A 26439-nucleotide genomic window follows, 5' to 3' on the forward strand; every position below is an offset into this window, starting at 1 on the left:
GACCGCCATGGACTGGGACGCCCTGCGTGCCGCCGCCCACGAGGTCGCGCAGCGCGCGTACGTGCCGTACTCGGGCTACCCCGTGGGGGCGGCCGCATACGCCGACGACGGCCGGCTCCTCGTGGGCTGCAACGTCGAGAACGCCGGGTACGGCGTCACGCTGTGCGCCGAGTGCTCCCTGGTCTCGGCGCTCGTCACGGGTGGTGGGGGGCGGCTGACCGCCTTCACGTGCGTCACCGGCCGCGGCGACCTGATCACCCCCTGCGGGCGGTGCCGCCAGCTCCTGTGGGAGCACGGCGGCCCCGGCCTGCTCGTCGAGACGCCGCGGGGCGTCGTCACCATGTCCGAGATGCTGCCGCAGGCGTTCGGACCGGAGGACCTGAACCGATGAACGAACCGTTCGACGCCGTCGACGTCATCCGTACCAAGCGGGACCGGGCCCACCTGTCCGCCGCGCAGATCGACTGGGTCGTGGACGCGTACACCCGGGGCGCGGTCGCCGAGGAGCAGATGTCGGCGCTCGCCATGGCAATCCTGCTCAACGGCATGAGCCGCGGTGAGGTCGCCCGGTGGACCCAGGCGATGATCGCCTCGGGCGAGCGGATGGACTTCTCCGAGCTGTCGCGCCCGACGGCGGACAAGCACTCCACCGGCGGGGTGGGGGACAAGATCACGCTGCCCCTGGCACCGCTGGTGGCGGTGTTCGGGGTGGCCGTGCCACAGCTGTCCGGCCGCGGGCTGGGGCACACCGGCGGCACCCTGGACAAGCTCGAGTCGATCCCGGGCTGGCGCGCGGGCCTGAGCAACGCGGAGATCCTGGCCCAGCTCGACGACGTCGGCTCCGTCATCTGTGCCGCCGGCACCGGGCTCGCGCCGGCGGACAAGAAGCTCTACGCGCTGCGCGACGTCACGGGCACGGTCGAGGCGATCCCCCTCATCGCCAGCTCGATCATGTCCAAGAAGATCGCCGAGGGCACGGGCGCGCTGGTGCTCGACGTGAAGGTCGGCTCCGGTGCGTTCATGAAAGAGATCGCCGACGCGCGCGAGCTCGCGCGCACGATGGTCGAGCTCGGCACCGACGCCGGGGTCCGCACGGTCGCGCTGCTCACGGACATGTCCGTGCCGCTGGGGCGGACGGCGGGCAACGCCCTCGAGGTGCGCGAGTCTGTCGAGGTGCTCGCCGGTGGCGGGCCGGCGGACGTCGTCGACCTCACCGTCGCGCTGGCCGTGGAGATGCTCGACGCCGCGGGACGACCGACGGCCGAGGCGGAGGTCCGCGCCGCGCTGCAGGACGGCCGCGCGATGGACGTGTGGCGCCGGATGATCAGCGCCCAGGGCGGAGACCCGGACGCCGAGCTGCCGGTGGCCGCGCACACCGAGGAGGTCCGCGCGGACCGGACCGGCGTCCTGGCCGCGCTCGACGCCTACGCCGTGGGCGTCGCCGCGTGGCGCCTGGGGGCGGGACGCTCGCGCAAGGAGGACCCCGTGCAGGCGGGCGCCGGCGTGGAGGTGCACGTCCGCCCGGGCGAGCAGGTCGTCGCCGGGCAGGCCGTCATGACCCTGCACACCGACACCCCGGAGCGGTTCGCCCGGGCGCGGGCGGCGCTCGACGACGGGTGGCAGGTCGCGCCGTCGGGCACGTCGGTGCCGCGGCGCCCGATCGTCCTCGACCGGATCCACTGACGCGGCGGACGGCGTGCGGGCGGGGCGGGACGCGCTGCGGCTGACCGACCTCCTGGAGGCCGCGGGGCTGTTCTGCGGCCCCGTACCCCCACCGGTCGCGCAGCGCGCGGGCGCGCGCACCACGCCACGCGTTCCGTACGCCGTGGAGTTAGCGCTGCGCGACGCCGACCCGCGGGTGCGCCAGCGCGTGCTCGACCCGCTGGGCCGCGATCAGGGCGCCCCGCGGACCGGCCGGCCGGTCCCGTTGTTCCTGCCGGAGCTGACGGCAGGGCCACGGTCAGCAGGACGACCAGGCCCGCGACGGCTCGCGCCGGAGGCACGCCAGGTCGACGAGACCACGTGCGGGGCGGCGGTGCTCGCGGTGCTCCGCCTGGCGGGCGACCCGGCGGCCGCGCTCGCCCTGGCCCGGGACCCCCGCGGTGCCCGGCACGCGTTCGCCGCGCTGCAGCGGCAGATCCACGCCCGTGCGCGCCGGGTCTGGCCGCGCAGGCTCGGCACCCCGCCGTGGGGTGCGGCCCGTGAGGCGCGGTTCGGCTCGGTGCGCTACACGCACCGGGTGGTCGGTCGTCACGAACCGTCCGAGGGGTCGCGAGCCGTCCTGCGTGCCGCCGTCGTCGCCGCGGCGGCGGGGGTGCCGGTGCCGCTGTACACGGGCGGCGACCTGGGCCACGGCGCGACGACGGCCGTACCGCGCCACGTGGTCCTCCTGACGGCGGTGCGGGACACCTCCGCCGGGCCGATCGCGACACTGTACGAGCCGTCGTCGGGCGCGATGCACGCCCTGCCGGTCGACGCGCTGCGCGGGCCGGGCGGCGCCCCGGGGGCGCAGGCGAGCCGCGGCCGGGCGCTCGGTGGCTGGCCGCACGTGGTCTGGGCGGTCCTGCCGCGCGAGGAGGACCGATCGGGGTCAGCATGGGGGCATGAGCACGACACCCTCTGACGCCTGGCGCGACGCCGGCCTGGAAGCCCCGGACGACACCACGAACCTCGTCGAGGAGTCGAGCACGCCGCCTGCCACCCCGGAGCACCCGGAGGAGACCGACGAGTACCGCCCCGCGACGCCCCGTCCCGACCTGGACGGCGAGGCGTCCGAGGCCGACGTCGCCGAGCAGGCGAGCATCGTCACCTCGTCCGAGGACGACCCGGACGCCGTCTGACCGGTAGGTTGGGGGGCATGACGCAAGCGCTCCACGACGCGATCCCCGACCTGCCGAAGGTCCTCCTCCACGATCACCTCGACGGTGGCCTGCGCCCGCAGACGGTGCTCGAGCTGGCGGCCGAGGTGGGCCACGAGCTGCCGGCCGACGACGCCGCGTCGCTCGGCGCCTGGTTCCGCGACGCGGCCGACTCGGGTTCGCTGCCGCGCTACCTGGAGACGTTCGACCACACGATCGCGGTCATGCAGACCCCGGAGTCCCTCGCCCGCGTGGCACGCGAGGCGGTCGTCGACCTGGCGGCCGACGGCGTCGTCTACGCCGAGCAGCGGTGGGCACCGGAGCAGCACCTGCAGCGGGGGATGAGCCTGCCCGAGACGGTCGAGGCCGTGCAGGCCGGGATCGACGAGGGCGTGCGCGAGGCCGCGGCCGCCGGACGGACGATCCGCGTGGGCCAGCTCGTCACCGCGATGCGGCACACCGACCGGTGGATCGAGATCGCCGAGCTGGCGGTGGCCTACCGCGGGGCCGGCTCCGTCGGTTTCGACATCGCCGGGCCGGAGGACGGGTTCCCGCCGGACCGCCACGTCGAGGTGTGGCGGTTCCTGGCGGAGCACAACTTCCCCACGACGATCCACGCCGGTGAGGCGGCCGGGCTGGACTCGATCGGTCAGGCCGTGCACCTCGGCCAGGCGGACCGGCTCGGCCACGGCGTGCGCATCGCGGACGACATCACGTTCGACCACGGCTCCGGGACGGCGGAGCTCGGGGAGCTGGCGCACTGGGTCCGCGACCACCAGATCGCCCTCGAGGTCTGCCCGGTGTCCAACCTGCAGACCGGGGCGGCGACGTCGATCGCCGAGCATCCGATCACGCGGCTCAAGGAGCTCGACTTCGCGGTCACGCTCAACACCGACAACCGCCTGATGTCGCAGACCTCGATGTCCCACGAGATGCGCCGGCTCGTCGCGGAGGCCGGCTGGACCATCGACGACCTGGCCGACGTGACCATCACCGCGGCGTGGAGCGCGTTCATGCACCACGACGAGCGCCGCGAGCTCGTCGACGAGCTGATCCTGCCGGGGTACCAGAAGATCGAGGGGGCCCTCCGATGAACGCCGACCACCCGACGCCGACGACCAGGGCCGAGCTGGCCCGGTACGTCGACCACACGCTCCTCAAGCCCGAGGCGACCTCGGCCGACGTCACGGCGCTCGTCGAGGAGGGCGCCGGGCTCGGGGTCTTCTCCGTGTGCGTGTCGCCCACGTTCGTGGCGCACGCCGTCGAGGCGGCGGCCGGGCGGCTCGCGGTGGCGACGGTCTGCGGTTTCCCGTCGGGGAAGCACGCGAGCGACATCAAGGCGGCGGAGGCCGCGCGGTCGGTGCTCGACGGCGCCGACGAGGTCGACATGGTCATCGACGTCGGCGTCGCCAAGGCCGGCGGCTTCGACCTGGTGCAGGCCGACGTGGCGGCGGTGCGCGCCGCCGTGCCGGCCGACAAGGTCCTCAAGGTCATCATCGAGTCCGCCGCGCTGAGCGACGACGAGATCGTCGAGGTGTGCCGGGCCGCGGAGGCCGCGGGCGCCGACTTCGTCAAGACGTCCACGGGATTCCACGCCACGGGCGGCGCCTCGGTGCATGCCGTGGAGCTGATGGCACGAACGGTGGGCGGCCGGCTGGGGATCAAGGCCTCCGGCGGGGTGCGCACGCTCGCCGACGCCCAGGCGATGATCGCCGCGGGCGCCACCCGCCTGGGGCTGTCCGGCACGGCGGCCGTCCTGGCGGGCTTCGACGAGGTCGCTGACGGGGCCGCGGCCGCCGACGAGGCGTCCGCGACCGACGGCGGCTACTGACTGCCGAGACACCAGGGGGTCTTGTGGTCCGATCAGCCGACGACGTGCACGTCTTCGAAGCGCACGCGCCCGACGCGGAGCTCGAGGACCTGCGCGCGCGACTGACGACGGCGCGGCTGCCGGAGCCCGAGACCGTCGTGCGCTCCGCGCCCGGCCCTCGGCGCTGGGAGCAGGGCGTTCCGCTCGCCGACCTCGTCGACCTCGTGGACTACTGGCGCACCGGGTACGACTGGCGGGCCTTCGAGGCGCGCCTCGACCGGATCGGTCAGTTCCGCACGACCGTCGACGGGCTGGGCATCCACTTCCTGCACCGTCGGTCCGCGCGCGCCGATGCCACCCCGCTGATCATGACGCACGGCTGGCCGGGCAGCGTCGCCGAGTTCGTCGACGTGGTCGACGAGCTGGCGGACCCGCAGGATGCCGGCGCACCGGCGTTCCACGTCGTGGCCCCGTCGCTCCCGGGGTTCGGCTACAGCGACAGGCCGAGCACGGCCGGGTGGGGGGTCGAGAAGATCGCAGCCGCCTGGGTGGAGCTGATGGGGAGGCTGGGATACGACCGATTCGTCGCGCACGGCGGTGACTGGGGAGGAAACGTCACGACCATCCTCGGCGGCAGCTTCCCGCAGCACGTCCTCGGCATCCACACCACGTTCGCGCCGGCACCGCCGGGGATGACGACGGAGTCTCTGACGGCAGTCGAGCGCACGACGGTCGAGGAGGCACGAGACTTCTGGCAGAACCACAGGGCGTACGCGAAGCAGCAGGCGACCAGGCCCCAGACCATCGGCTACTCGCTCGTCGACTCACCGGTCGGGCTCCTCGCGTGGCTCGTCGACAAGTTCGCCGAGTGGTCGGACACCGAGGACAGCCCGTTCGAGACGATCTCCCGCGACAGGATTCTCGACGACGTCACGCTCTACTGGCTGACGCGCACCGGTGCGTCGGCCGCACGCATCTACGCCGAGAGCCCTCACTCGCTCGACCCGGACCTCCGGGTGGACGTCCCGTCAGCCATCACCCTGTACCCCGGTGACGTCGAGTCCCGCACCCCGCGAGCATGGGCCCAGGAGCGGTATCGACAGATCGTCCGCTGGAACCTGCCCGAGTCCGGGGGCCACTTTCCCTCCTTGGAGGTGCCGGAATACTTCGTGAGGGACCTGCAGCACGGCCTTGCCGCCGTGCTGGCCGCCGCTCGAAGCGAGGGGCAGAGGCCGTGATGCAGGTCACCGCGAGGCTGTGCCGGACGGCCCGCCGCGCGCCTCACCGAAGATTCGGGGGACACGACCTAGCGTCGGCGCCATGACCAGCGCCGACACAGATGAACCGCTCGTCGAGGTGCGTGAGGCGACGCGGACGCACGGCAGCGTGCAGGTGCTCGCCCCGACGTCCCTGACGCTGCACGCGGGCCAGGCCGCCGCCGTCGTGGGGGCCAACGGGAGCGGCAAGTCCACGTTGCTGGGGCTCGTCGCCGGGGCGGACGAACCGACGTCGGGCAGCGTGCGCACCCTCGGGCTGACGGCGGCGCGTGCCCGGCTGCGCCGGCGCGAGGACGTCACGCTGCTCATGGGCGGTCTGCCCACCTACCGCGACCTGACGGTGGCGGAGCACCTGCGGCTGGTCAGCTCCGCCTGGGCGGGGAGGCACACGCTGGCCGACGTCGCCGAGACGTTGGCCGAGGCCGAGCTGGACCGTGTGCGCGACCAGTTCCCGTCCGAGCTGTCGTCGGGGGAGCGCCAGCTGTTCGCGCTGGCCACCACGCTCTACCGGCCCGCGCGGCTCGTGCTGCTCGACGAGCCCGAGCAGCGTCTCGACGCCCGGTGGCGCACCGTGGCACGCCGTCTCGTCGGGCGTGCCCTCGACGCCGGACGGACCGTCCTCGTCGCGACCCACGACAGCGGGCTGCGCGACGACGTCGCGGCCCGCGGTCAGGTGGTCGAGCTCGCCGAGCCAGGGCAGCGATGAGCGCTCCTGCAGGCACCGGGACGGGCAGCGCGGACCCGGACGACGCGGGCCCTGCGCGCGTGCTCTACACGCCGTGGCGGCGCTGGCTGGGCCGGCTGCGCCGCCGCTCTGCGCTGGCTCGCGCGGCCGCGTCCGGCGCGGACCCGGGCGACCGCGTCTATCTCGTCTACGGCGTCGTCCTCCTGGCCCTGGTCTACGGACCGATGCTGTGGGCGGCGCTGTCCGTCGTGGGCGTCCCGCTCGGCGGTGCGGGCGGCGGCGAGGGTGCCGTGGCGGCCGAGCGGTGGAGCTCGAGCTCGTTCGACGGCCTGGTGGTGGTCGGGCTGTGCGTCGGCGGTGTCCTCGCACTCCTGGCGGTCAACGCCGCCCGCGCCGGCGGACCGCTGTGGACCAGCCCGTCCGAGGCGACGTTCGTGCTCGCCGGTCAGTTCCCGCCGGTGGCGGTGCTCTGGCGGCGGGTCGTGCTGCTCGCCGTCGGCGCGGCGGTCGTCGCGGCGTTCGGGGGGTCCGCTCTCGCGGCGGGCGCGCTGGGCCTCGCCGGGGGTGCGGGCGTGGTGCCCGCCGACGGCGTCGGCCCTGCGGACGTGGCGGGTTGGGCACTGCTGGCGGGGTTCGCCGTCCAGGTCCCGCTGATGCTGGGCGTGGCGGCCCAGGCGCCGCGCTGGCGCACGGCGGCGCGGCGGGCTGCAGGAGTGCTGCTCGGCCTGGGAGTTCTCGCACCGGTGCTGGAGGTCGTCGCCCCGCAGGTGCGTACCGCCGTCGGGCAGGTCTGCGCGGATCCCGCGGCGACCGGGGTCGCGTGCTCGCTGGCGACGGTGCCCGGACCGGGCCTGCTGGGTGTCGCCGGTGTGGCGGCGCTCCTCGCCGTGTGGTTGACGGTGCGTGTGCTGCCCACCGAGATGGACGTCGACGCGACCGCGGCGGCCCAGCGCAACACGGTCGCGACGTCCCAGGCCCTGATCGGCGGGGAGGCGGGCGGCCTGACCGACCTGCTGGGCCCGGTGCGGCTGCACGGCCGCCGCCGGACGCTCTGGCCCCCGCTGCTGTACCGGGCGCCCGTGGTGGCGCGGGACCTGCTGGGGCTGCGCCGGCGGGCGTGGACCGTCCTCGGCTCGCTGGTGGCGGGGACGGGCGGCACGCTGCTGGTCCTGGTGAGCATCCCGTCGCCGGAAGGCCCCGGGTCTGCCTTCGGCGTCGTCCTGGGAGCGGCCGTGCTGTACGCGGCGACGTCGTCCTGGGCGTCCGGCCTGCGGGACATGGCCTCCCAGGCCAGGCCGGGCGGGTTGCTGCCCGGCGGCGTCGGCCGCCTCGTGGCGGCACATCTGGTGGTGCCGACGGCGCTCGGCGTCGTCGCGGTCGGGGCCGGCCTGGCGCTCGCGGTCCCCGTCGGTCTCGCCGGCCTGCCCGACGACGGCGCCACGGCGGTCGTGGTCGCGGTGACCACGGGTGTGCTGGTGCTCGCCGTGCGGTGCTGGGTCGCGGGCGCGACGACCGTCCCGACCGAGCTGTTCACGCCGGTGAGCGTGCCGGGTGGTGGTGACGCCTCCACGCTGATCGTCGCAGCGTGGTTCGTGCGGGGGTGGCTGATGGTCGTCGCTCTCGCGTGGTCGGCGTACCGCGGGGCGGGGGCGGGCACCGGAGCGCTGCTCGCCGTCGCCGTGGTGATCGTGCTCTCGGCCGCCTGGTTCGTGCGGTCCACCGTGCGACGCCTCGCGCGGACCTGACCGCGAAGGAGGTTAGGCTTACCTCTGATGACTGCAGCGACCCAGCGCCCGGACGGCCCGCCGGCCGGGCGGCGCACCCCGCACCACGCGACCGTCTCGGCCGTGCGTTGGCTCACACCGCACATGGTCCGCCTCACGTTCGCCGGGGACGCACTCGACGCGATCGACCGGCCCGCGGTGACCGACCTGTACCTCAAGCTCGTGGTCGGCGAGCCCTCGACGCCCGGATCCCGTCCCGTGGTGCGCACCTACACCGTCCGGGCCGTCCGCGCCGGCGAGTGGGACGTGGACTTCGTGGTGCACGGGGACGAAGGGCTCGCCGGCCCCTGGGCCGCCCGGGCTCGACCCGGAGACCCGGTGACGTTCCTCGGCCCGGGCGGCGGCTACGCCCCGGACCCGGAGGCGCCCTGGCACCTGTTCGTCGGGGACGACGCCGCGCTGCCGGCGATCGCGGCGGCCGTGGAGTCGCTGCCGCCGGGAGCCGTCGCGCACGCCTTCGTCGAGGTCCCCGGTCCGGCCGACGAGCAGCAGATCGTCACGGACGCGGACCTGCGGCTCACGTGGGTCCACCGTGGCGCGGCCGAGCTGACCGACACGGTGCGTGCAGCGCACGCGGCCGGCCGGCTGCCCACCGGTGTGCCGCACGCGTTCCTGCACGGCGAGGCCTCGGTCGTGCGAGAGCTGCGCCGCTGGGTCCGTGCCGAGCTGGGCGTTGACAAGGACCGGCTGTCCGCCTCCGGGTACTGGCGCCGCGGGCACGACGACGAGGCGTGGCGGGCCGCGAAGCCACGGTGGAAGGCCGAGGTGGCGCAGGACGACGCCGAGCTCGCCGCGCCTCGCTGACGAGGCGCGGCGGCACCCTCAGAGCCCGAGGACGGACGCCATCTCGCGCTGGAGGGCGTCGAGCCGCTCGTGCGCCGCGACCCGGGCCTTGCCGACGTCGTACGCGGACGCGTCCGGTGCGACGTCCGCGACCACCTCGAGGTAGCACTTGACCTTGGGCTCGGTGCCCGACGGTCGCACGATCACCCGCGTGCGGTCCTCGGCCAGCAGCAGGATGCCGTCCGTGGGCGGCAACCCCTCGTAGCCGTCGGACAGGTCCACGACCGTGCGCACCGACGAGCCGCCCAGCGACGACGGTGGGGCGGAGCGGAGGCGGGACATCGTCCCGGGGATCTGCGCCAGGTCGTCGAACCGCGCGGCGAGCTGGTCGGTGACGTAGAGCCCGTGCGCGCGGGCGATGTCGTCGAGCGCGTCGACCAGCGTCCGTCCGGACGCCTTGAGCCGGGCCGCGAGGGTCGCCACGACGACGGCGGCGCTGATGCCGTCCTTGTCACGCACGTGCGCCGGGTCGACGCAGTAGCCGAGCGCCTCCTCGTAGCCGAACACCAGGCCGGGCGTGCGGGAGATCCACTTGAACCCGGTCAGGGTCGTCGCGTGCGCGACGCCGGCGTCCTCGGCCAGGCGGCCCAGCAGCCGGGAGGAGACCACCGAGCACGCGACCGTGGCGTCGACGCTGCCGGAGGCACGCCGCACGGCCTCCGCGCCGAGCAGCGCCCCCACCTCGTCGCCGTGCAGCATGCGCCAGCCGCTCGAGCGCGCCGTCTCCACGCCCAGGTGCGTCCCCTGGGTGACGTCGAGCACCGCGACGGCGCACCGGTCGGCGTCCGGGTCGTTGGCGATCACCAGGTCGGCACCGGTGTCGACGGCCAGCCCGAGCGCCATGTCCATGGCCCCGGGCTCCTCCGGGTTGGGGAACGACACCGAGGGGAAGTCAGGGTTCGGGAACGACTGCTCCTCGACGGGCACGACCTGGCTGAATCCCGCGTCGGCGAGGGCGCGGGCCAGGGTGCGGCCGCCGACGCCGTGCAGCGACGTCGTGACGACGCGGAGCGCGTCCGCGGCCACGGGGTCGGGCGTCGTGACGCCCCGCACCGAGGCGAGGTAGGCGTCCACGACGTCGTGGTCCAGCAGGGTCCAGCCGTCCTCGGCCCGGGGGACCTCGTCCGGCTGCCCGACGGCGGCGATCCGCTCCGCGATCGACGCGTCGTGGGGCGGGACGATCTGCGCACCCTGCCCCGCGTCGGTGACGACCCGCCCGCCGAGGTACACCTTGTAGCCGTTGTCGGCGGCGGGGTTGTGGCTCGCGGTCACCATCACGCCCGCGTCGGCGGACAGGTGCCGCACCGCGAAGGCGAGCACCGGGGTGGGCAGCGGGCCGGGCAGCAGCAGCACCTCGGCGCCGGCCGCGGAGAGGACGGCAGCGGTGTCGTGGGCGAAGTCCTGCGACCGGTGGCGGGCGTCGTGGCCCACGACGACGCGCGGCCCCGCGCCCGGACCGAGCACGTCGGCGAGGTAGGCGGCCAGCCCGGCCGCCGCGGCGATCACCACGGACCGGTTCATCCGGTTCGGTCCGGCGGCCATCGCGCCCCGCAGCCCGGCCGTCCCGAACTGCAGCGTGCCGGCGAAGCGGTCGCGCAGCTCGGCGAGCGCCGTCGGGTGCCGTGCGCCGTCGTCGGCCGTCGCGTGCTCGACGAGCCGGGTCAGCTCGGCGACGTCGGTGTCGTCGACGTCGTGGCGCATCCATTCCTCGACGCGGTCCAGCAGCATGTCCGTCGATTCGGTCATCACGCCCTCCTCACAGCGCCTTGACGATGTTCGCGAGCAGGTCGCTGATCCGGGGGCCTGCGGCCTGGCCCGCCTCGAGGACCTCCTCGTGGGAGAGCGGCTGCGGGGAGATCCCGGCCGCGAGGTTCGTCACGAGGGAGATGCCGAGCACGTCCATGCCGGCGTGCCGCGCCGCGATCGCCTCGAGGGTGGTCGACATGCCGACCAGGTCGGCGCCCATGATGCCGGCCATCCGCACCTCGGCGGGGGTCTCGTAGTGCGGTCCGGGGAACTGGGCGTACACGCCCTCGGGCAGCTCCGGGTCCACGCCCTGCGCCAGCTCGCGCAGGCGCGGGGAGTACAGGTCGGTGAGGTCGACGAACGTCGCGCCCTCGAGCGGCGACGTCGCGGTCAGGTTGAGGTGGTCGCGCAGGAGCACCGGCTGCCCGGGGCGCCACGCCATGTGCAGGCCGCCGCACCCGTTCGTCAGGACCACCGACTCGCAGCCGGTCGCCGCCGCCGTGCGCACACCGTGCACCACCCGCCGGACACCACGACCCTCGTACAGGTGGGTGCGGCCGCCGATGACGAGCGCGTGCCGGGTCGAACCGTCGGGCCGCTCGACGCGGATCGAGCGCGTCGTGGAGGCGTGGCCCACCACCGCGGCGCGGGCGAAGCCCGGGATCTCGTGCGTCGGCAGCTCGGCGACCACGTCGCCGACCAGCTCGGCCGCGCCGCCCCAGCCGGAGCCGAGGACGAGGGCGACGTCGTGCCCGGCGACCCCGGTGGCCTCGGCGATGTGGTCGGCGGCAGCGCGCGCGACGTCGAACGGATCGGTCCCCGGGTCATCGAGGTCCGGCGTCGTAGCAGGTGTGGTGCTCATGGACCCGAGACTATCTCTGCCCGCAGGGGCCCGCCGGTGCTGACACAATGGCACCCGTGCCTGCAGAGAACAGCATCCTTGCCGGACCCAACCACGGCGTCGTCGTCATCGGCGGCGGCCCGGGAGGCTACGAGGCGGCCCTGGTCGCCCGCCGCACGGGGGCCGACGTCACCGTCGTCGAGCGCTCGGGCATGGGCGGCGCGACGGTCCTGACCGACGTCGTCCCCTCCAAGACGCTCATCGCCACGGCCGAGTGGCTGACCATCGCGGAGTCCGCGCCCGAGCTCGGCATCCGGACCGGCGGCAGCGTGACGCCGGGCGACGACCCGGACGCACGGCGCGCTCTCGTGGACCTCCAGGCCGTCAACAAGCGCGTGCTGGCCCTCGCCGCGGCGCAGTCCGCCGACATCCGGGCGCGCATGGACCGCGAGGGGGTCAGGATCATGGACGGCAGCGGCCGCCTGGACGGACCCAGCAGGGTCGCCGTCGCGCCGTCCGACGGCGGACCCGAGGTCACGCTCGACGCGGACATCGTGCTGCTCGCCACCGGCGCCACGCCGCGTACCCTGCCCACCGCGGAGCCCGACGGCGAGCGCATCCTCACCTGGACGCAGCTGTACAACCTCGCGGAGCTGCCCGAGAAGCTCATCGTGGTCGGCTCCGGCGTCACCGGGGCGGAGTTCGCCGGTGCCTACCTCGCGCTCGGCTCCGAGGTCGTCCTGGTGTCCTCGCGCGACCGCGTGCTCCCCGGTGAGGACGAGGACGCCGCCGAGCTGCTCGAGGGCGTCTTCCGCAGCCGCGGGATGACGGTCATGTCACGTTCGCGGGCCGCGGCCGCCGAGCGCACCACTGACGGCGTCGCCGTCACCCTCTCCGACGGCCGCGTGGTCGAGGGCTCCCACGTGCTGATCGCCGTCGGCGGCGTCCCCAACACCACGGGTCTGGGCCTCGAGGAGGCCGGCGTGCTCCTGAAGGACTCCGGGCACATCCAGGTCGACCGCGTCTCGCGCACGTCGGTGCGCGGCGTCTATGCGGCCGGCGACTGCACCGGTGTGCTGCCGCTGGCGTCGGTCGCCGCCATGCAGGGCCGCCTCGCGATGGCGCACGCGCTGGGCGACGCCGTCGCCCCGCTGCACCTGGGCAAGGTCGCGGCGAACATCTTCACGGCGCCGGAGATCGCGACGGTCGGCTACTCGGAGGAGGAGCTGCGCTCGCAGGGCTCGCGCTACGTGACCACGACGCTGCCGCTCGCCCGCAACCCGCGGGCCAAGATGCACGGCGTCCACGACGGCTTCGTCAAGCTGTTCGCCCACCCGGAGGCGGGCGCCGTCCTGGGCGGCGTCGTCGTCGGCCCGCGGGCGAGCGAGCTCATCTTCCCGGTGACGCTCGCGGTCACGCACCGGCTCACGGTGGACGACGTCGCCGAGACGTTCACCATCTACCCGTCGCTGTCGGGGACGATCAGCGAGACGGCACGCGTGCTGCACGGCCAGCTCACCCCGCGCTGAGCGCTCAGCGGGTCAGGGCCGGCGCTGCCGGTCCGTGTCGAGCAGGCGCGCGAGGTGCGGCAGGGCGTCGGCGAAGCCCGGGTGCAGGGGAAGGCCGGCGACCTCGCCGACCGGCACCCAGCGCACCTCGATGCTCTCCGGGTCCGTGGCCTCGACGGGCGTGCGTTCTCCGGAGACGGTCTCGCCGAGCACCGTGGTGTAGGTCCACACGCCGTGGTCGAGCACGTGCTCGGCGGTCACCCGCACGGAGGCGGGATCGATGCCCGCCTCCTCGGCGGCCTCGCGCAGCGCCCCCTGGGTCGGCGTCTCGTCGGGGGAGACGGCCCCACCCGGGATGCCCCACGTCCCGCCGTGGTGCGACCACGCGGCACGGTGCTGCAGGACGACGTCGGTCACGGGTCCGGGCGTGCAGTCGGGGGCAGGGACGGCCCGGCGCACCAGGAACAGCCCCGCTGCGCCGTGCAGGCCCCAGTGGCGGTGGTCCCCGCACTGCACCCAGCCGTCGCCGGGGTGCCGGTGGTGCGCGCCGCCGGACACGTCGATCAGGCGATCTCGCAGATGGCGGAACCGGCGGAGACGCCGGCGCCGGCGGCGAGGCTCAGGCTCTTGATGGTCCCTGCCCGATGGGCGGTGATCGGCTGCTCCATCTTCATCGCCTCGAGCACGACGACGAGATCGCCCTCGACGACCTCGTCGCCCTCGGCGACAGCCACCTTGACGATGGTGCCCTGCATGGGTGAGGCCAGCGTGGTGCCGCTCGCGCCCCCGCTGCCGCCCCGGGCTGCGCGGCGGGCAGGACGGCGAGCGGCCTTGCCGGTGCCACCGGCGCGGCCCATGCCGAGCCCGGCCGGGAGGACCACCTCGAGCCGGCGCCCGCCGACCTCGACGACCACCCGCTCCGGAGGCTCCTCCGGCCCCTCGGTCGCCGCCTCGGCCATCGGCGGGTCGGAGGGCCCGAGGGCCGCGACGGCGTCGGCGAAGTCGGTCTCGATCCAGCGGGTGTGCACGCGGAACGGGGTGTCGGCCTCCCGGGGCACGAAGTCCTCGGACTCCAGCACGGCGCGGTGGAACGGGACGACCGTGGGGATCCCGGCGACCTCGAGCTCGCGCAGGGCGCGGCGGGCGCGTTCCACCGCCTGGGCCCGGGTGGCGCCGGTGACGATCAGCTTGGCGATCATCGAGTCGAACAGGCCGGAGACGGTGTCGCCCTCGACGACCCCCGTGTCGACGCGAACGCCCGGGCCGGACGGCCAGCGCAGCGTGGTCACGGTGCCCGGTGCGGGCAGGAACCCGGCGGCCGGGTCCTCGCCGTTGATACGGAACTCGAGAGAGTGCCCCCGCACGGTGGCGACGTCGTAGCCGAGCTCTTCGCCCGCGGCGATCCGCAGCTGCTCGCGCACGAGGTCGATCCCGGTGACCTCCTCGGTGACGGGGTGCTCCACCTGCAGGCGGGTGTTGACCTCGAGGAAGGACAGGGTGCCGTCCGTGCCGACCAGGAACTCGCAGGTCCCCGCGCCGACGTAGCCAGCCTCGGTGAGGATGGCGCGCGAGGCGCGGTCGAGCTCCGCCTCCTGCTCCGCCGTCAGGAACGGTGCGGGCGCCTCCTCGACGAGCTTCTGGTGCCGGCGCTGCAGCGAGCAGTCACGCGTGGAGACCACCACGACGTTGCCGTGCGAGTCCGCCAGGCACTGCGTCTCGACGTGCCGGGGCCTGTCGAGGTAGCGCTCCACGAAGCACTCGCCGCGACCGAACGCCGCGACGGCCTCACGCACCGCGGAGTCGTACAGCTCGTCGATCTCCTCGTGCGACCGGGCCACCTTCAGGCCGCGCCCGCCACCCCCGTAGGCCGCCTTGATGGCGATGGGCAGGCCGTGCTCCGCGGCGAACTCGCGGACGTCGGCGGCGCTCTCGACAGGGTCCTTGGTGCCCGGGACCAGCGGGGCGCCGGCGCGCTGCGCGATGTGCCGCGCGCTCACCTTGTCGCCGAGGGACTCGATGGCCGCGGGCGGCGGGCCGATCCACACCAGCCCGGCGTCGATCACCGCCTGGGCGAAGCCGGCGTTCTCGGACAGGAACCCGTACCCCGGGTGGACGGCGTCCGCTCCTGACCGGCGGGCGACGTCGAGCAGCTTGTCCGCGCTCAGGTAGGTGTCCGCGGCGCGGGTGCCGTCGAGGGCGAAGGCCTCGTCCGCGAGCTGCACGTGCAGTGCCCGACGGTCGGTGTCGGCGTAGACGGCGACGGAGGTGATGCCTGCGTCGGCGCAGGCGCGGGCGATGCGGACAGCGATCTCACCGCGGTTGGCGACGAGGACCTTCGTGATGGTGGGCACGGCTCACGGTAACGTGCCGAGGTCCCCGCTCCGCCACTCCGTGCGGCCCGGCCGGGGAAGTCTGTGCCGGGTGCCAACGCGGATCGAAGGCGTTTGTACACATCCCACATGGACCGTGGGCCGATCGTGCCGGGTGCACAGGGCGCGTTGGCGGTTTCGTCAGGAAGGGCCGTGCTGCGCTCGCAGCAGATGGAAGGGCACGTCGATCTCGGCGAGGAGCTCGCGCAGCAGCGGCAGGCTCACACCCACCACCCCGTGGTGGTCACCCTCGATCCGTTCGACGTACGGACCGCCGAGCCCGTCGATCGTGAAGGCCCCGGCCACCTGCAGCGGTTCGCCGGTCGCCACGTAGGCGTCGATCTCGGCGTCGTCGAGGTCGGCGAAGTAGACCGTCGTCGACGAGGAGCCGCCGAGCGTGGCCGCCGTGCCGCCGTCGTCGTCCGCCCGGCAGTCGACGACCCAGTGCCCGCTGTGCAGCACGCCGGAGCGGCCGCGCATGCGCCGCCAGCGCTCGCGGGCGATCTCGGGGGTGCCGGGCTTGCCGACGATCTCGCCGTCGATCTCGAGCATCGAGTCGCAGCCGAGCACGAGCGCGCCCTCGGTGCGCGCGGCGACCTCCTCGGCCTTGGCCTGCGCGAGGACCAGCACGGCGTCGGCGGGGCCGAGGTCGTCGAAGCGTCCGCGCGCGGCGGCCAGCACGGCGTCCTCGTCGACGTGTGAGACGTCGACGCCGGGGTCGATGCCCGCGGCACGCAGGGTGGCGAGGCGGGCGGGGGACTTCGAGGCGAGGACGAGGTGCGGCACGTCAGGGAGCCTAGTCGACCGCCAGGACGTCGCCCGAACCGTTTCATGCCCTTTCGGCGCGTGCGTTTAACGTTACATTCGGGTGGCGCGGACCAGGCTGGCACCGGCCCCGCGTCACCGTCCCGGCAGCGTCGCCGAGGACCCCACCGGAGGGAGCGTCATCATGCGACAACCCATCAGGACCCGAGGCCGTCGGGCGCTGCTGTCGTCCGCGGCGGCACTGCTCGTCCTCGGCGGAGCCTACGCACCCGTCTCGGCGACGTCGCCGAGCACCACGGCGCAGCAGACGAGCGCCGCACAGGCCGCGACCGAGGGTTGCGGTCAGCCCGCAGGCCTCACCACGGGGAACCACACCATCAACAGCGGCGGGCAGGCCCGCTCGTTCCGCCTCGACGTGCCGGACGGGTACGACCCGGACCGGGCTCACCGCCTCGTGGTGGGGCTGCACTGGTGGCACGGGACCTCGGCGGACGTGGAGAATCAGCGCTACTACGGTCTCGAGCCGCAGGCCGGCGACAGCACCGTGTTCGTCGCGCCGCAGGGCATCGACAACGCGTGGCCCAACTCGGGTGGCCAGGACGTCGCGTTCATCGACGACGTGCTGAGCACCGTCGAGTCGGCACTGTGCATCGACACCTCCCAGCGGTTCGCCACCGGCTTCAGCTACGGCGGCGGCATGAGCAACGCGCTGGCGTGCGCGCGCGCCGACGTGTTCCGCGGGGTGGCGGTGCTCAACGGCGCGCAGCTGTCCGGGTGCGCCGGCGGGTCCGAGCCGATCGCCTACCTCGGCTCGCACGGGGTCGTCGACGACGTCCTGAACATCTCCCAGGGCCGCCAGCTGCGTGACCGCGCCCTGCAGACCAACGGGTGCCAGGCGCAGAACGCGCCCGAGCCTGCCCCGGGCAGCGGTACCCACGTCAAGACCACCTACTCGTGCGACGACGGCTACCCGGTGGTGTGGATCGCCTCGGACAGCGGGCACATGTGGGACGCGCGCGACCAGGGGCAGGCGCAGTCCTGGGTGCCGGGCGAGATCTGGGAGTTCTTCACGGCCCTGGGCTCCGAGTCGCCGGACCCGGACCCGACGCCGGACCCGGACCCCACGCCGGACCCGGACCCCACGCCGGACCCGGACCCCACGCCTGGTGAGGACTGCACGGCGACGTACAGCACCGCGAACTCCTGGTCGGGTGGGTACCAGGGCGAGGTCACGGTCCGAGCCGACGCGCCGACGTCGTCCTGGAGCGTCAGCTGGGAGCCGTCCGGAAGCGTCGACCAGGTGTGGAACGGCGAGGTGACCACACAGGGCGGGACCGTCGTCGTCCGCAACGCGTCGTGGAACGGCCAGCTCCCTGCGGGGGGCACGGCGACGTTCGGCTTCCTCGCCAGCGGCGAGCCGACCACCCCGGACCTGACCTGCTCGAGCTCCTGACGCCGACGGCGCCGCGCTCTCAGTAGCCCATGTACCGGCCCGGCCGGTGGTTCAGGGCGAGCACGAGGTTGAGCAGCGCGGCGCCGACGGCGGAGACCAGCACGGTGAGCGGTTCGACGACGGTGAGGGCCAGCAGCACCACGGCGGTGTCGAGGGCCATCTGCACGTACCCGGCGCGCCAGCCGAGCCGTTCCTGCGCGACGAGCGCGACGATGTTGAACCCGCCGATGCTGGAGCGGTGCCGGAACACGATGAGCAGGCCCACCCCGGCCAGCACGTTGCCGCCGAGCACGCCGAAGAGGGTCGGGACGTCGATCGTGCCGAACATCGCGGCCTGCAGGGAGCTGAACAGCGACACCAGCGCGATCGAGAGGCCGGTGCGGAGCGTGAAGTCCCACCCCTTCTTCCAGATCGCCAGGGCGAAGAACGGCAGGTTCACCAGCGCGAAGAGCCAACCGAACGGGAGGTCGACGGCATAGCTCACGAGCAGCGACAGCCCGGCCGTGCCCCCGGTGACCGCCCCGACGGACTGGAGCAGGAACAGCCCCAGCGACACCACGAACGTCCCGGTGAGGAGGCCGAGGGCGTCCTCCAGGAGGCTGTGCCTGACGCCCTCCGGCTTGAGGTCGGACTGACGGGGTGCGGTGCTCATCGAGATCCCTCCGGGGTCGGGGCGGGTGGCGCCGTCGACCGGGGGTGGTGGTGCGACGGCGTGCCTATGTTCACACGTCGACGCGGCTGCTACGTCAGCAGCGCCGCGGCGACCAGCAGGACGACGGGCGACGCGAGCGTCGTCACCAGGATCGTGTCCCGGGCGAGCACCTCGCCGCGCCGGAAGCGTGCCGCGTAGTTGAAGATGTTCTGCGCCGCGGGCAGCGCGGCGAGCGTGACCGCGGAGACCACCGCGTCGTCGTCGAGCCCGAACCCGTAGCGCGCCACGACGAACGCGACGGCCGGCATCACCACCGCCTTGAGCGCTGCCGCGACGACCACCGCCGCGCGTCCCTCCTGGCCGCGCAACGGCCTCGAGCCGTGCAACGACATCCCGAAGGCGAGCAGGATCATCGGGATCGCTGCACCGCCGAGGATCTCCAGCGGGGCGAAGACCACGTCCGGCACGCGGGCACCGGTCAGGGACACGGCGCCGCCCGCCAGCGCGCCGAGGATGATGGGGTTGCGCACGGGCTGGCTGAGCACGAAGCCCAGCGAGACACGGTTCTCGCTGGTGCTGGAGTCCAGCAGGAGCAGCACCAGCGGCGAGACGATCAGCAGCTGCAGGCCGATGACCGGCACCACCGCGGTGGCGTCGCCGAGCACGTAGAGGGCCACGGGAAGACCGATGTTGCCGGCGTTGACGTAGCCGGCACCGAGCGCGCCGATCGTGGCCTCGGGCACGCGCAGCCTCAGCCACAGCAGGTTGACCGCGACGAAGACCGCCGCGGCGCTGGCGCCGGCGATCGCCTGGACCAGCAGCGGCGCGCCGAGCAGGGCGCCGAGGTCGGCGTCCGCCACGACCGTGAACAGCAGGGCAGGGCTGGCGACGAAGAAGCCGATCCGGTTGAGCGTCGTCCCCGCCTCCGGGCCGCCGAGCCGGAGCCTCCCGGCGACGTACCCGGCGGCGATGACGACGCCGATGATCGCGAAGCCGGTGAGGATGCCCTGCACGTCAGGCGAGCGCCTCGCGCAGCACGTCCAGCCCGACCGAACCGAGCCCGAGCGCGCGGGCGTGGAACGCGCGCAGATCGAGCTCCTCGCCCTGTGCGGCCGCGGCCGCACGGGCCTCGTCGCGCGCCTGCTCCCACAGCCGCTGCCCCACCTTGTACGACGGCGCCTGGCCGGGCCAGCCGAGGTAGCGGTCCAGCTCGAACCGGACGAACTCCTCGGGCATGTTGACGTTCGCCCGCAGGAACCGCCAGGCGTTCTCTGCATCCCAGGTCTCGCCGGTCCCGCCCCAGGCGGCCGGGAGGTCCTTGCCGAGGTGGACGCCGATGTCGAGCACGACGCGGGCCGCGCGCAGCCGCTGGGCGTCCAGCATGCCGAACCGGTCGCCGGCGTCGTCGAGATAGCCGAGGTCGGCCATCAGCCGCTCGGCGTACAGCGCCCAGCCCTCGCCGTGCCCGGACACCCAGCAGGCCAGGCGGCGCCAGGAGTTGAGCGTGTCGCGGGCGGCGACGGCGGCCGCGCACTGCAGGTGGTGCCCCGGGACGCCCTCGTGGTAAACCGTCGTCTTCTCCCGCCACGTGTTGAACTCCGTGACGCCCGGGGGCACGGACCACCACATGCGGCCCGGCCGGGAGAAGTCGTCGCTGGGCGGGGTGTAGTAGATGCCGCCGGTCTGGGTCGGGGCGATCATGCACTCGATGGTGCGGACCGGTCCCTCGATCTCGAAGTGCGTCCCGGCGAGGTCCGCGACGGCCTCGTCCGCGCACTCCTGCATCCAGGCCCGGAGGGCACGGCTGCCCACGAGCCGGCGTGCCGGGTCGGCGTCGAGGGCGGCGACGGCGTCGGCCACGGTGGCGTCGGGGCCGGCGATGGTGCGGGCCAGCTCCTCCTGCTCGGCCACGATCCGAGCCAGCTCCTCGAGCCCCCACTCGTAGGTCTCGTCGAGGTCCACCGTCGCGCCGAGAAACTCTCGCGAGTGGCGCGTGTAGGCCTCGCGGCCGACGGCGTCGGCGTGCGGAGCGCGGGGAGCGAGCTCGCGTTCGAGGAAGTCGGCGAGCTCGCCGTACGCCTGGCGAGCCGCCGTGGCACCGCGCTCGAGCTCGGCACGCACCAGGCTGCAGGCGGAGGACTCGTCGAGCACGAGGCCGGCCTGCTCGCTCCGCACGAGCGCCGTGAACGTGGAGCTGTCGCCCGCCAGCTCGCGGGCCTGCGCGGCGGCGGCTCGCACCTGCCGGATCGCGGCGACCCGGCCGCGCTCCGCGCTCCAGGTCAAGGACTCGGTGTACCCGGCGAGGGCCTGCGGGATTCCGTCGAGCCGCGCGGCGATGTTCTCCCACGCCTCGACGGTGCCGGTGGGGACCACGTCGAACAGGTCGCGGAGCTGCTGCACCGGGGATTCGATGTTGTTCAGCGACGACTGCGGGTCGCCGGCCTCGTGCTGCTCGACGGCGAGCCCCACGCGCTCGCGCATCGCGGCGAGGGTGACCCGGTCGACGTCGTCCACCGGTGCGGCGCCCGAGGCCTCGAGCTCGTCGAGGCGGCGCAGGAGCGCACGGTCGACGTCGGCGCGGGCGTCGTGGCCGGCGGGGGAGAGGTCGGGGAGCTCGTGGTCGTGGCCGGGCAGCCCCATCATCGTGGCGGCGTTGGGCCGCAGCGCCGCGACGTCGCGGACGTACGCGTCGGCGACGTCGTCGAGCGGGGTGCGGGGCCGGGCGGTGCCGGGGTGGTCGCCGGTGGTCGCGCCGGTGGTCGTGGCGCTGGTGGTGGCAGGCGTGTCGTGGGTCACCCGCCCGAGGCTATCTCAGCGCCAGCAACCGGTTACCTCGCCACGAGCGTCTCTGTCCGGCCCTCATGGACCGCTGATACGGGACGGACAGAGACGCTCGCGGTGGCTCGGAGACCGTCAGACCGGCGGGGGCGTGCGGTCGTCGTACCGCTCGACCCGGTGGCTCGTGTGCGAGCGCTGCCTGTTGTAGACGAGCCCCAGGATCAGCGCGAGGACACCTGCGGCGATGCAGATGTAGCCGACGACGTTGAGATTGACGACCTCCCACGTGTCCGGCGCGATCGCGAAGGCGAGGATCGCCCCCACCACGATGAGGAAGATGCCGCTTCCGATACCCATCAGCGTGCCTCCAATCCCGGGCGACGGGACGCCCGCGTCCCCTCGATCATCGCCAAGAACGCCTGGTCACGCACGTGCGGCGCGGAGGAGGAGAACGAGCGTCACCGTCCGGTCGTGTAGCGGGGACTCACGCATGAACCTCCGATGCCTGATCTTCCGCTACGTCGCCCGCTGGAGTCGCAGCGTCGGCGAACCAGGCAGCTACCACGTCGACGAGGAGGCTCTTCTCTGCTGCCTGCACGCGGGCACGCAGCTGCTCGATGTCGTCGTCCGGCCGGACCTCGACCTCCCGTTGGGCGACGATCGGTCCCTCGTCATACTCCGCGGTGACTTGGTGGACCGTCGCGCCGGTTCGCGTCGCGCCGTCTGCCAGGACGGCTGCGTGCACCCGGTCGCCGTACATCCCGTGGCCGCCGTAGGCAGGTAGCAACGCTGGATGAGTGTTGACGACCGCGCCCTCGAACCGTTCCAGGACCCGCGGACCGAGCCGCTTCATGTACCCGGCAAGCACGACGAGGTCGGCCCCGGCTGCGTCGAGGGCGTCCAGCATCGCGGCATCCAGCACGTCCGGTCCCGGGTGGGTCCTGCCACTGAGGTGAAGGGTCCTGACACCGCGGTCGCGTGCACGGGTGAGGATCCCGGACCGGCTGTTGTTGCCGACCACGATGGCGACGTCCGCGTGGATCGTGCCGTCGTCGACGGCATCGAGCAGGCGGGAAGCCGTCGTGCCGCCGCCTGAGCCGAGGACAGCGAACCGGCCGCGAGGTCGGATGGCGTCGCCGCTCACGGATGCTGCGAGCGACGGACGTCGTCGGCCCAGCCGCGGTGGTAGCGGACGACGACGGTGTCCGAGCCCGGCGCCCACCAGACGGCGACCGGGTCGTCGGGTCGCGGGCCGGGGGCGTCACCGTCGGCCCGCAGCAGCGACCAGGTGTCCTCCGCCGTCTCGTCGCCACGTGGGTAGGTGAGCAGGCCGCGCAGCATCGTGCCGTCCTTCAGCTCGCGGGTCGAGACGGTGACCGAGCCGGTCACGGCGCGTGCGTCGGACTGCAGGGCAGCGGCGGACCGGTCCTCCTGCGCGAACCGCTGGTCGTCGCGGTAGCGGACCAGGGCCGCCACGGCGGTGACGGCCAGCGCGGCCATCAGGGCGAGCATCAGCCACATCTCGAGCTCGCCCGACGGGTTCTCCACGAGCCGCTGGGCCACGTACACGGCGACCGTGGCGACCAGGGCCGGCAGCCACAGCCACCGGCGGACCACACCGGGGCGCTCCGGTCCGGGCACGTCGCCGAGCGGCACCTCGACGTCCTCCGGTGCGTCCACCTGCTGCCAGACGACGCTCACGAGCGCAGGCTCCAGCGCCACGCGTCGGCATTGTGCCGGCCCGCGCGGCCGCCGAAGCTCCGGGCGGTCGCGCCGGCGCCGTTGCCGCGCAGCGTGCGGACGTGGTTGGTCCACTCGTCGACCGGTGCGACGTCGTCGGGCTCGTCACCGTCGGCCGACACGGCGGCGAGGCCCGCCACCAGCGCGGCCACCTCGACGTCGTCGGGCTCACCGCGCACCACACGGAACTGGGCGTTCACTCGTCCTCCTCGTCGTCGGGGTCGTCGCCGAACGCGGGCGCGAGGCCGCGCGACGCCGCCCACTCCAGCACGTGGTACCCGCCGGTCACGAGGCGGGACGCAGCCTCCTGGCCGGCCTCGTCCAACAGCTCGATGACGCCGTCGAGCGTCATCGACGCGCCGGCGGGCGGGTCCGCCACCACGAAACCGAGGTAGAACGCCTCGGCGGGGACCGTGCCCTCCGGCAGGTCCTCGTCGGTCTCGGTGTGCTCCGCGTCCGGACCGGGCTCCCAGACGGACGTCGTCAGGTCCGGGTGCATCCCGAGCGCGTCGTGCAGCTGGTCGAACACCGCCGCGTTGAGCGTGCCGACGCGGTTCTCCAGCGCGAGGATGCGCGGGTCGTCGTCCGCCTCGGACGCACCGAACTCCGCCCGGACGCCGACGGCGGTGTCCACGTACTGGTGCAGCGCGGCCGTCAGCGCCTCCACGGCGCGGTGCATCGGCTCGGCGTCCACGTCTCCCAGCGGGGCCGGGCCGTGGGTGGCGTCCTCGTGGCTCATCGGTCGATCTTCTCAGACCTCACAGCGGGATGTTGCCGTGCTTCTTGGGCGGCAGGCTCGCACGCTTGGTGCGCAGCGCGCGCAGCGACCGCACGACCTGCACGCGGGTCTCGGACGGGCGGATCACCGCGTCGACGTAGCCGCGCTCGGCCGCGTCCCACGGGTTGACGATCCGCTCGGTGTACTCGTCGGTGAGCCGCTGACGCTCCGCCTCGACGTCCCCGCCGTCGTCGGCGACCTGCTTGAGCGCGCGCCGCTGCAGGATGTTCACCGCGCCGGACGCGCCCATCACGGCGACCTGCGCCGTCGGCCAGGCGAGGTTGACGTCCGCGCCGAGCTGCTTGGAACCCATGACGATGTACGCGCCGCCGTAGGCCTTGCGGGTGATCACCGTGACCAGCGGCACCGTGGCCTCGGCGTACGCGTAGATGAGCTTGGCCCCGCGGCGGATGATGCCGCTGTGCTCCTGGCCGACGCCGGGCAGGAACCCGGGCACGTCCACGAACGTCAGGACGGGCACGTTGAAGGCGTCGCAGGTGCGCACGAACCGTGCGGCCTTCTCCGCCGCGTCGATGTCGAGCGTGCCCGCCATGGACAGCGGCTGGTTGGCGACGATGCCCACGCTCTGGCCCTCGACGTGCCCGAAGCCGATCAGCACGTTGGGCGCGAACAGCGGCTGCACCTCGAGGAACGAGTCCGGGTCGAGCACCGTCTCGACGACGGAGCGCATGTCGTACGGCTGGTTGTCGCTGTCCGGGACGATCTCGTCGAGGGTGGCGTCCGAGTCGGTGACCTCGAGCTCGCTCTCCTCCTCGGGCGGGAACGTCGGGGCGTCCGAGAGGTTGTTCTGCGGCAGGTAGCCGACCAGGTGGCGCACGTAGTCGATGGCGTCGTCCTCGTCCTCGCCGAGGTAGTGCGCGACGCCGGAGGTGGCGTTGTGGGTGCGCCCGCCGCCGAGCGTCTCGAAGTCCACGTCCTCGCCCGTGACCGTCTTGATGACGTCCGGGCCCGTGATGAACATGTTCGAGGTCTTGTCCGCCATGACGATGAAGTCCGTCAGGGCGGGGGAGTAGACGGCGCCGCCGGCGCTCGGCCCGAGGATCAGGGAGATCTGCGGCACCACGCCCGACGCCGCGACGTTGCGCCGGAACATCTCGGCGAACTGGGTCAGCGCCGCGACACCCTCCTGGATCCGTGCGCCACCGCCGTCGGAGATGCCGATGATCGGCACCCCGGTGCGCAGCGCCAGGTCCTGCACCTTGGCGATCTTCTCGCCGTGCACCTCGCCCAGCGAACCGCCGAACACGGTGAAGTCCTGGGAGAACACGCACACCTGGCGGCCGTCGATCGTGCCGTGGCCCACGACGACGCCGTCGCCCGGCAGCCGCTTGGCGTCCATGCCGAAGTTGCGGCTGCGGTGGGTCGCCAACGCGTCGAGCTCGGTGAAGCTGCCCTCGTCCAGCAGGGCGTCGATGCGCTCGCGGGCGGTCTTCTTGCCACGGGCGTGCTGCTTGGTCCGGGCGTTCTCCTCGGGCTCCGCGACGGCGATGGCGCGGCGGCGCTCGAGCTCGGCGAGCTTGGCGGCAGTGGTGTTCACGCAAGCGACCCTAGATGGTGGGAAGCGACGAATCGATGCGCGACAGACCTTGAGGCCTCCGGGATCTTTGTGGGGACCGCACAACCCGACCGCCGTGGCGTGCACCGGCCGCACCCGCGAGGATGGACCGGTGAACCGCGAACCGCTCGACGTCGACGCCCTCCGCCACGCCCTCTGCCGTCCCGACGGTCCGCTCGCGCGGCTCGACGTCGTGGGGAGCACGGCCTCGACCAGCTCCGACCTGGCCGACCGGGCTCGGGCGGGGTCGGCCCAGGTGCCCGCAGCCCTGGTGGCCGAGCATCAGACGGCGGGCCGCGGACGGGCGGGGCGGACGTGGCGGACGCCCGCCCACGCCGCGCTGACGGTGTCGTTCCTCCTGCGTCCGCAGGTGCCGCGCGCGGCGCTCGGCTGGGTGCCGCTCGCCGCGGGGGTCGCCGTCCTGCGCACGCTCGCCGTCCTGGGTTGCGAGGCCCGGCTGAAGTGGCCCAACGACGTCCTGCTGGAGGCGTCCACGCCCGTCGAGGGGCTCGGCGCCTATCGCAAGGTCGCGGGAGTCCTCGCCGAGGTCGTGCCCGACGGCGGGGCACCGGCCGACGAGCCGCCTCTCGTCGTCGTGGGCATCGGTACCAACGTCTCGCAGCAGGCCGACGAGCTGCCGGTGCCCACCGCCACGTCCCTCGCGCTCGCGGGTGCCGCGGCCGACCGGAACGCGCTGCTGGTGGGTCTGGCGCACGAGCTGACGGACGCGGTCGGACGCCTGGAGGCGGCGGCGGGTGACGCGTCCGGAGCCAACCTCGCCCAGGAGTACGCGGCGGCGTCGGCGAGCCTGGGCAGGCGGGTGCGGGCGGAGCTCGCCGGCGGCGACGACGTCGTGGTGGGCATCGCGGACCGGGTGGCCGAGGACGGCGCCCTCGTCCTGGCGACCCCTGGCGGCGAGCGCGTGGTCAGCGCGGGCGACGTGCACCATCTGCGGGAGCATCCGTAGCCCGGACGT

The 26439-nt window shown here is 74.0% G+C and carries 27 protein-coding genes; 13 read left to right on the forward strand and 14 right to left on the reverse strand.

From position 1 onward, the window contains the following. The first annotated feature begins 7 nt into the window (after positions 1-7). From ACH5HR_RS08350 to ACH5HR_RS08395, 10 genes are all read left to right on the forward strand, one after another. Positions 8-391 (forward strand): cytidine deaminase, encoded by a 384-nt coding sequence (locus ACH5HR_RS08350; RefSeq protein WP_416477499.1) that lies wholly within the window; start codon positions 8-10, stop codon positions 389-391. Further along, complete coding sequence (locus ACH5HR_RS08355) at positions 388-1683, forward strand: thymidine phosphorylase (protein ID WP_416477328.1); 1296 nt, start codon at positions 388-390, stop codon at positions 1681-1683. Before ACH5HR_RS08350 ends, ACH5HR_RS08355 begins: the two co-directional genes overlap by 4 nt. 13 nt (positions 1684-1696) lie before the next feature. Continuing rightward, positions 1697-2623: a hypothetical protein gene (locus ACH5HR_RS08360; RefSeq protein ID WP_416477329.1), complete on the forward strand. Its 927-nt coding sequence runs from the start codon at positions 1697-1699 to the stop codon at positions 2621-2623. Continuing rightward, the gene (locus ACH5HR_RS08365; RefSeq protein WP_416477331.1) at positions 2604-2840 is read left to right on the forward strand and encodes a hypothetical protein; all 237 of its coding nucleotides are present in this window, start codon (positions 2604-2606) and stop codon (positions 2838-2840) included. Before ACH5HR_RS08360 ends, ACH5HR_RS08365 begins: the two co-directional genes overlap by 20 nt. A gap of 17 nt (positions 2841-2857) precedes the next feature. After that, a complete protein-coding gene (locus ACH5HR_RS08370; protein WP_416477332.1) occupies positions 2858-3952 on the forward strand; it encodes an adenosine deaminase in 1095 nt (364 codons plus the stop codon). Beyond that, positions 3949-4689 carry a deoxyribose-phosphate aldolase gene (gene deoC / locus ACH5HR_RS08375; RefSeq protein WP_416477334.1) on the forward strand — a complete coding sequence of 247 codons (741 nt, stop codon included), beginning with the start codon at positions 3949-3951 and terminating at the stop codon, positions 4687-4689. The genes ACH5HR_RS08370 and deoC overlap by 4 nt, the downstream gene beginning before the upstream one ends. Before the next feature lie 44 nt (positions 4690-4733). Then, positions 4734-5906 (forward strand): epoxide hydrolase family protein, encoded by a 1173-nt coding sequence (locus ACH5HR_RS08380; RefSeq protein ID WP_402376032.1) that lies wholly within the window; start codon positions 4734-4736, stop codon positions 5904-5906. An 82-nt stretch (positions 5907-5988) separates the two neighbouring features. After that, positions 5989-6651, forward strand: a complete 663-nt coding sequence (locus ACH5HR_RS08385; protein ID WP_416477337.1) for an ABC transporter ATP-binding protein — start codon at positions 5989-5991, stop codon at positions 6649-6651. Beyond that, complete coding sequence (locus tag ACH5HR_RS08390; RefSeq protein WP_416477339.1) at positions 6648-8375, forward strand: hypothetical protein; 1728 nt, start codon at positions 6648-6650, stop codon at positions 8373-8375. The genes ACH5HR_RS08385 and ACH5HR_RS08390 overlap by 4 nt, the downstream gene beginning before the upstream one ends. A gap of 27 nt (positions 8376-8402) precedes the next feature. Then, positions 8403-9218 (forward strand): siderophore-interacting protein, encoded by an 816-nt coding sequence (locus ACH5HR_RS08395; RefSeq protein WP_402376041.1) that lies wholly within the window; start codon positions 8403-8405, stop codon positions 9216-9218. 18 nt (positions 9219-9236) lie between these two features. Here ACH5HR_RS08395 and ACH5HR_RS08400 read toward each other — a convergent pair whose 3' ends face one another. Both ACH5HR_RS08400 and ACH5HR_RS08405 read right to left on the reverse strand, forming a co-directional pair. Beyond that, complete coding sequence (locus tag ACH5HR_RS08400) at positions 9237-11003, reverse strand: phospho-sugar mutase (RefSeq protein WP_416477341.1); 1767 nt, start codon at positions 11001-11003, stop codon at positions 9237-9239. A 10-nt stretch (positions 11004-11013) separates the two neighbouring features. Continuing rightward, a complete protein-coding gene (locus ACH5HR_RS08405) occupies positions 11014-11865 on the reverse strand; it encodes a purine-nucleoside phosphorylase (RefSeq protein WP_416477343.1) in 852 nt (283 codons plus the stop codon). Between the two features lie 47 nt (positions 11866-11912). On the opposite strand from ACH5HR_RS08405, the gene ACH5HR_RS08410 reads away from it, so the two are divergent. Next, entirely contained in the window at positions 11913-13373 is a 1461-nt protein-coding gene (locus tag ACH5HR_RS08410) for an NAD(P)H-quinone dehydrogenase (RefSeq protein ID WP_416477345.1), read from the forward strand. A 12-nt stretch (positions 13374-13385) separates the two neighbouring features. Here ACH5HR_RS08410 and ACH5HR_RS08415 read toward each other — a convergent pair whose 3' ends face one another. The 3 genes from ACH5HR_RS08415 to ACH5HR_RS08425 form a co-directional block, all read right to left on the reverse strand. Next, entirely contained in the window at positions 13386-13910 is a 525-nt protein-coding gene (locus tag ACH5HR_RS08415) for an NUDIX domain-containing protein (RefSeq protein ID WP_416477346.1), read from the reverse strand. A 5-nt stretch (positions 13911-13915) separates the two neighbouring features. Beyond that, a complete protein-coding gene (locus ACH5HR_RS08420) occupies positions 13916-15703 on the reverse strand; it encodes an acetyl/propionyl/methylcrotonyl-CoA carboxylase subunit alpha (RefSeq protein WP_416477348.1) in 1788 nt (595 codons plus the stop codon). A gap of 159 nt (positions 15704-15862) precedes the next feature. Then, complete coding sequence (locus tag ACH5HR_RS08425; protein WP_402376056.1) at positions 15863-16507, reverse strand: Maf family protein; 645 nt, start codon at positions 16505-16507, stop codon at positions 15863-15865. A gap of 163 nt (positions 16508-16670) precedes the next feature. Between ACH5HR_RS08425 and ACH5HR_RS08430 the strand changes: the two genes are divergently transcribed. Continuing rightward, positions 16671-17939 carry a CE1 family esterase gene (locus ACH5HR_RS08430; protein WP_416477350.1) on the forward strand — a complete coding sequence of 423 codons (1269 nt, stop codon included), beginning with the start codon at positions 16671-16673 and terminating at the stop codon, positions 17937-17939. 19 nt (positions 17940-17958) lie between these two features. Here ACH5HR_RS08430 and ACH5HR_RS08435 read toward each other — a convergent pair whose 3' ends face one another. The 9 genes from ACH5HR_RS08435 to ACH5HR_RS08475 all read right to left on the reverse strand — a co-directional run bounded on the left by ACH5HR_RS08435 (position 17959) and on the right by ACH5HR_RS08475 (position 25445). Continuing rightward, positions 17959-18591 carry a YitT family protein gene (locus ACH5HR_RS08435; protein ID WP_402376061.1) on the reverse strand — a complete coding sequence of 211 codons (633 nt, stop codon included), beginning with the start codon at positions 18589-18591 and terminating at the stop codon, positions 17959-17961. 89 nt (positions 18592-18680) lie between these two features. Continuing rightward, positions 18681-19604, reverse strand: coding sequence for an AEC family transporter (locus tag ACH5HR_RS08440; RefSeq protein ID WP_416477352.1), 924 nt, complete (start codon positions 19602-19604; stop codon positions 18681-18683). Between the two features lies 1 nt (position 19605). Next, entirely contained in the window at positions 19606-21387 is a 1782-nt protein-coding gene (locus ACH5HR_RS08445; protein WP_416477353.1) for a DUF885 domain-containing protein, read from the reverse strand. Positions 21388-21504: 117 nt separating this feature from the next. Then, positions 21505-21726 carry a DUF6458 family protein gene (locus ACH5HR_RS08450; RefSeq protein WP_416477355.1) on the reverse strand — a complete coding sequence of 74 codons (222 nt, stop codon included), beginning with the start codon at positions 21724-21726 and terminating at the stop codon, positions 21505-21507. 127 nt (positions 21727-21853) lie between these two features. Beyond that, on the reverse strand, positions 21854-22513 hold the full coding sequence (gene purN / locus ACH5HR_RS08455; protein WP_416477357.1) for a phosphoribosylglycinamide formyltransferase: 660 nt from the start codon (positions 22511-22513) through the stop codon (positions 21854-21856). Continuing rightward, positions 22510-23091 carry a hypothetical protein gene (locus ACH5HR_RS08460; protein WP_416477359.1) on the reverse strand — a complete coding sequence of 194 codons (582 nt, stop codon included), beginning with the start codon at positions 23089-23091 and terminating at the stop codon, positions 22510-22512. The genes purN and ACH5HR_RS08460 overlap by 4 nt, the downstream gene beginning before the upstream one ends. Beyond that, positions 23067-23309 carry an acyl-CoA carboxylase epsilon subunit gene (locus ACH5HR_RS08465; protein ID WP_402376073.1) on the reverse strand — a complete coding sequence of 81 codons (243 nt, stop codon included), beginning with the start codon at positions 23307-23309 and terminating at the stop codon, positions 23067-23069. The genes ACH5HR_RS08460 and ACH5HR_RS08465 overlap by 25 nt, the downstream gene beginning before the upstream one ends. Next, complete coding sequence (locus ACH5HR_RS08470) at positions 23306-23848, reverse strand: hypothetical protein (RefSeq protein WP_416477361.1); 543 nt, start codon at positions 23846-23848, stop codon at positions 23306-23308. The genes ACH5HR_RS08465 and ACH5HR_RS08470 overlap by 4 nt, the downstream gene beginning before the upstream one ends. Before the next feature lie 19 nt (positions 23849-23867). Then, positions 23868-25445 (reverse strand): acyl-CoA carboxylase subunit beta, encoded by a 1578-nt coding sequence (locus ACH5HR_RS08475; RefSeq protein WP_402376079.1) that lies wholly within the window; start codon positions 25443-25445, stop codon positions 23868-23870. Positions 25446-25575: 130 nt separating this feature from the next. On the opposite strand from ACH5HR_RS08475, the gene ACH5HR_RS08480 reads away from it, so the two are divergent. Then, entirely contained in the window at positions 25576-26430 is an 855-nt protein-coding gene (locus ACH5HR_RS08480; RefSeq protein ID WP_416477363.1) for a biotin--[acetyl-CoA-carboxylase] ligase, read from the forward strand. Positions 26431-26439: the final 9 nt, after the last annotated feature.

The organism is Isoptericola maris, assembly GCF_048065335.1.
Taxonomy (GTDB): Bacteria; Actinomycetota; Actinomycetes; order Actinomycetales; family Cellulomonadaceae; genus Isoptericola; species Isoptericola rhizosphaerae.

Bases quoted from the DNA above. Each gene is read 5' to 3' on its own strand.
- ACH5HR_RS08350 (WP_416477499.1), top strand. From the start codon at position 8: ATGGACTGGGACGCCCTGCGTGCCGCCGCCCACGAGGTCGCGCAGCGC.
- ACH5HR_RS08355 (WP_416477328.1), top strand. From the start codon at position 388: ATGAACGAACCGTTCGACGCCGTCGACGTCATCCGTACCAAGCGGGAC.
- ACH5HR_RS08365 (WP_416477331.1), top strand. From the start codon at position 2,604: ATGAGCACGACACCCTCTGACGCCTGGCGCGACGCCGGCCTGGAAGCC.
- ACH5HR_RS08370 (WP_416477332.1), top strand. From the start codon at position 2,858: ATGACGCAAGCGCTCCACGACGCGATCCCCGACCTGCCGAAGGTCCTC.
- deoC (WP_416477334.1), top strand. From the start codon at position 3,949: ATGAACGCCGACCACCCGACGCCGACGACCAGGGCCGAGCTGGCCCGG.
- ACH5HR_RS08385 (WP_416477337.1), top strand. From the start codon at position 5,989: ATGACCAGCGCCGACACAGATGAACCGCTCGTCGAGGTGCGTGAGGCG.
- ACH5HR_RS08390 (WP_416477339.1), top strand. From the start codon at position 6,648: ATGAGCGCTCCTGCAGGCACCGGGACGGGCAGCGCGGACCCGGACGAC.
- ACH5HR_RS08395 (WP_402376041.1), top strand. From the start codon at position 8,403: ATGACTGCAGCGACCCAGCGCCCGGACGGCCCGCCGGCCGGGCGGCGC.
- ACH5HR_RS08400 (WP_416477341.1), bottom strand. From the start codon at position 11,003: ATGACCGAATCGACGGACATGCTGCTGGACCGCGTCGAGGAATGGATG.
- ACH5HR_RS08405 (WP_416477343.1), bottom strand. From the start codon at position 11,865: ATGAGCACCACACCTGCTACGACGCCGGACCTCGATGACCCGGGGACC.
- ACH5HR_RS08410 (WP_416477345.1), top strand. From the start codon at position 11,913: ATGGCACCCGTGCCTGCAGAGAACAGCATCCTTGCCGGACCCAACCAC.
- ACH5HR_RS08430 (WP_416477350.1), top strand. From the start codon at position 16,671: ATGCGACAACCCATCAGGACCCGAGGCCGTCGGGCGCTGCTGTCGTCC.
- ACH5HR_RS08435 (WP_402376061.1), bottom strand. From the start codon at position 18,591: ATGAGCACCGCACCCCGTCAGTCCGACCTCAAGCCGGAGGGCGTCAGG.
- ACH5HR_RS08450 (WP_416477355.1), bottom strand. From the start codon at position 21,726: ATGGGTATCGGAAGCGGCATCTTCCTCATCGTGGTGGGGGCGATCCTC.
- ACH5HR_RS08470 (WP_416477361.1), bottom strand. From the start codon at position 23,848: ATGAGCCACGAGGACGCCACCCACGGCCCGGCCCCGCTGGGAGACGTG.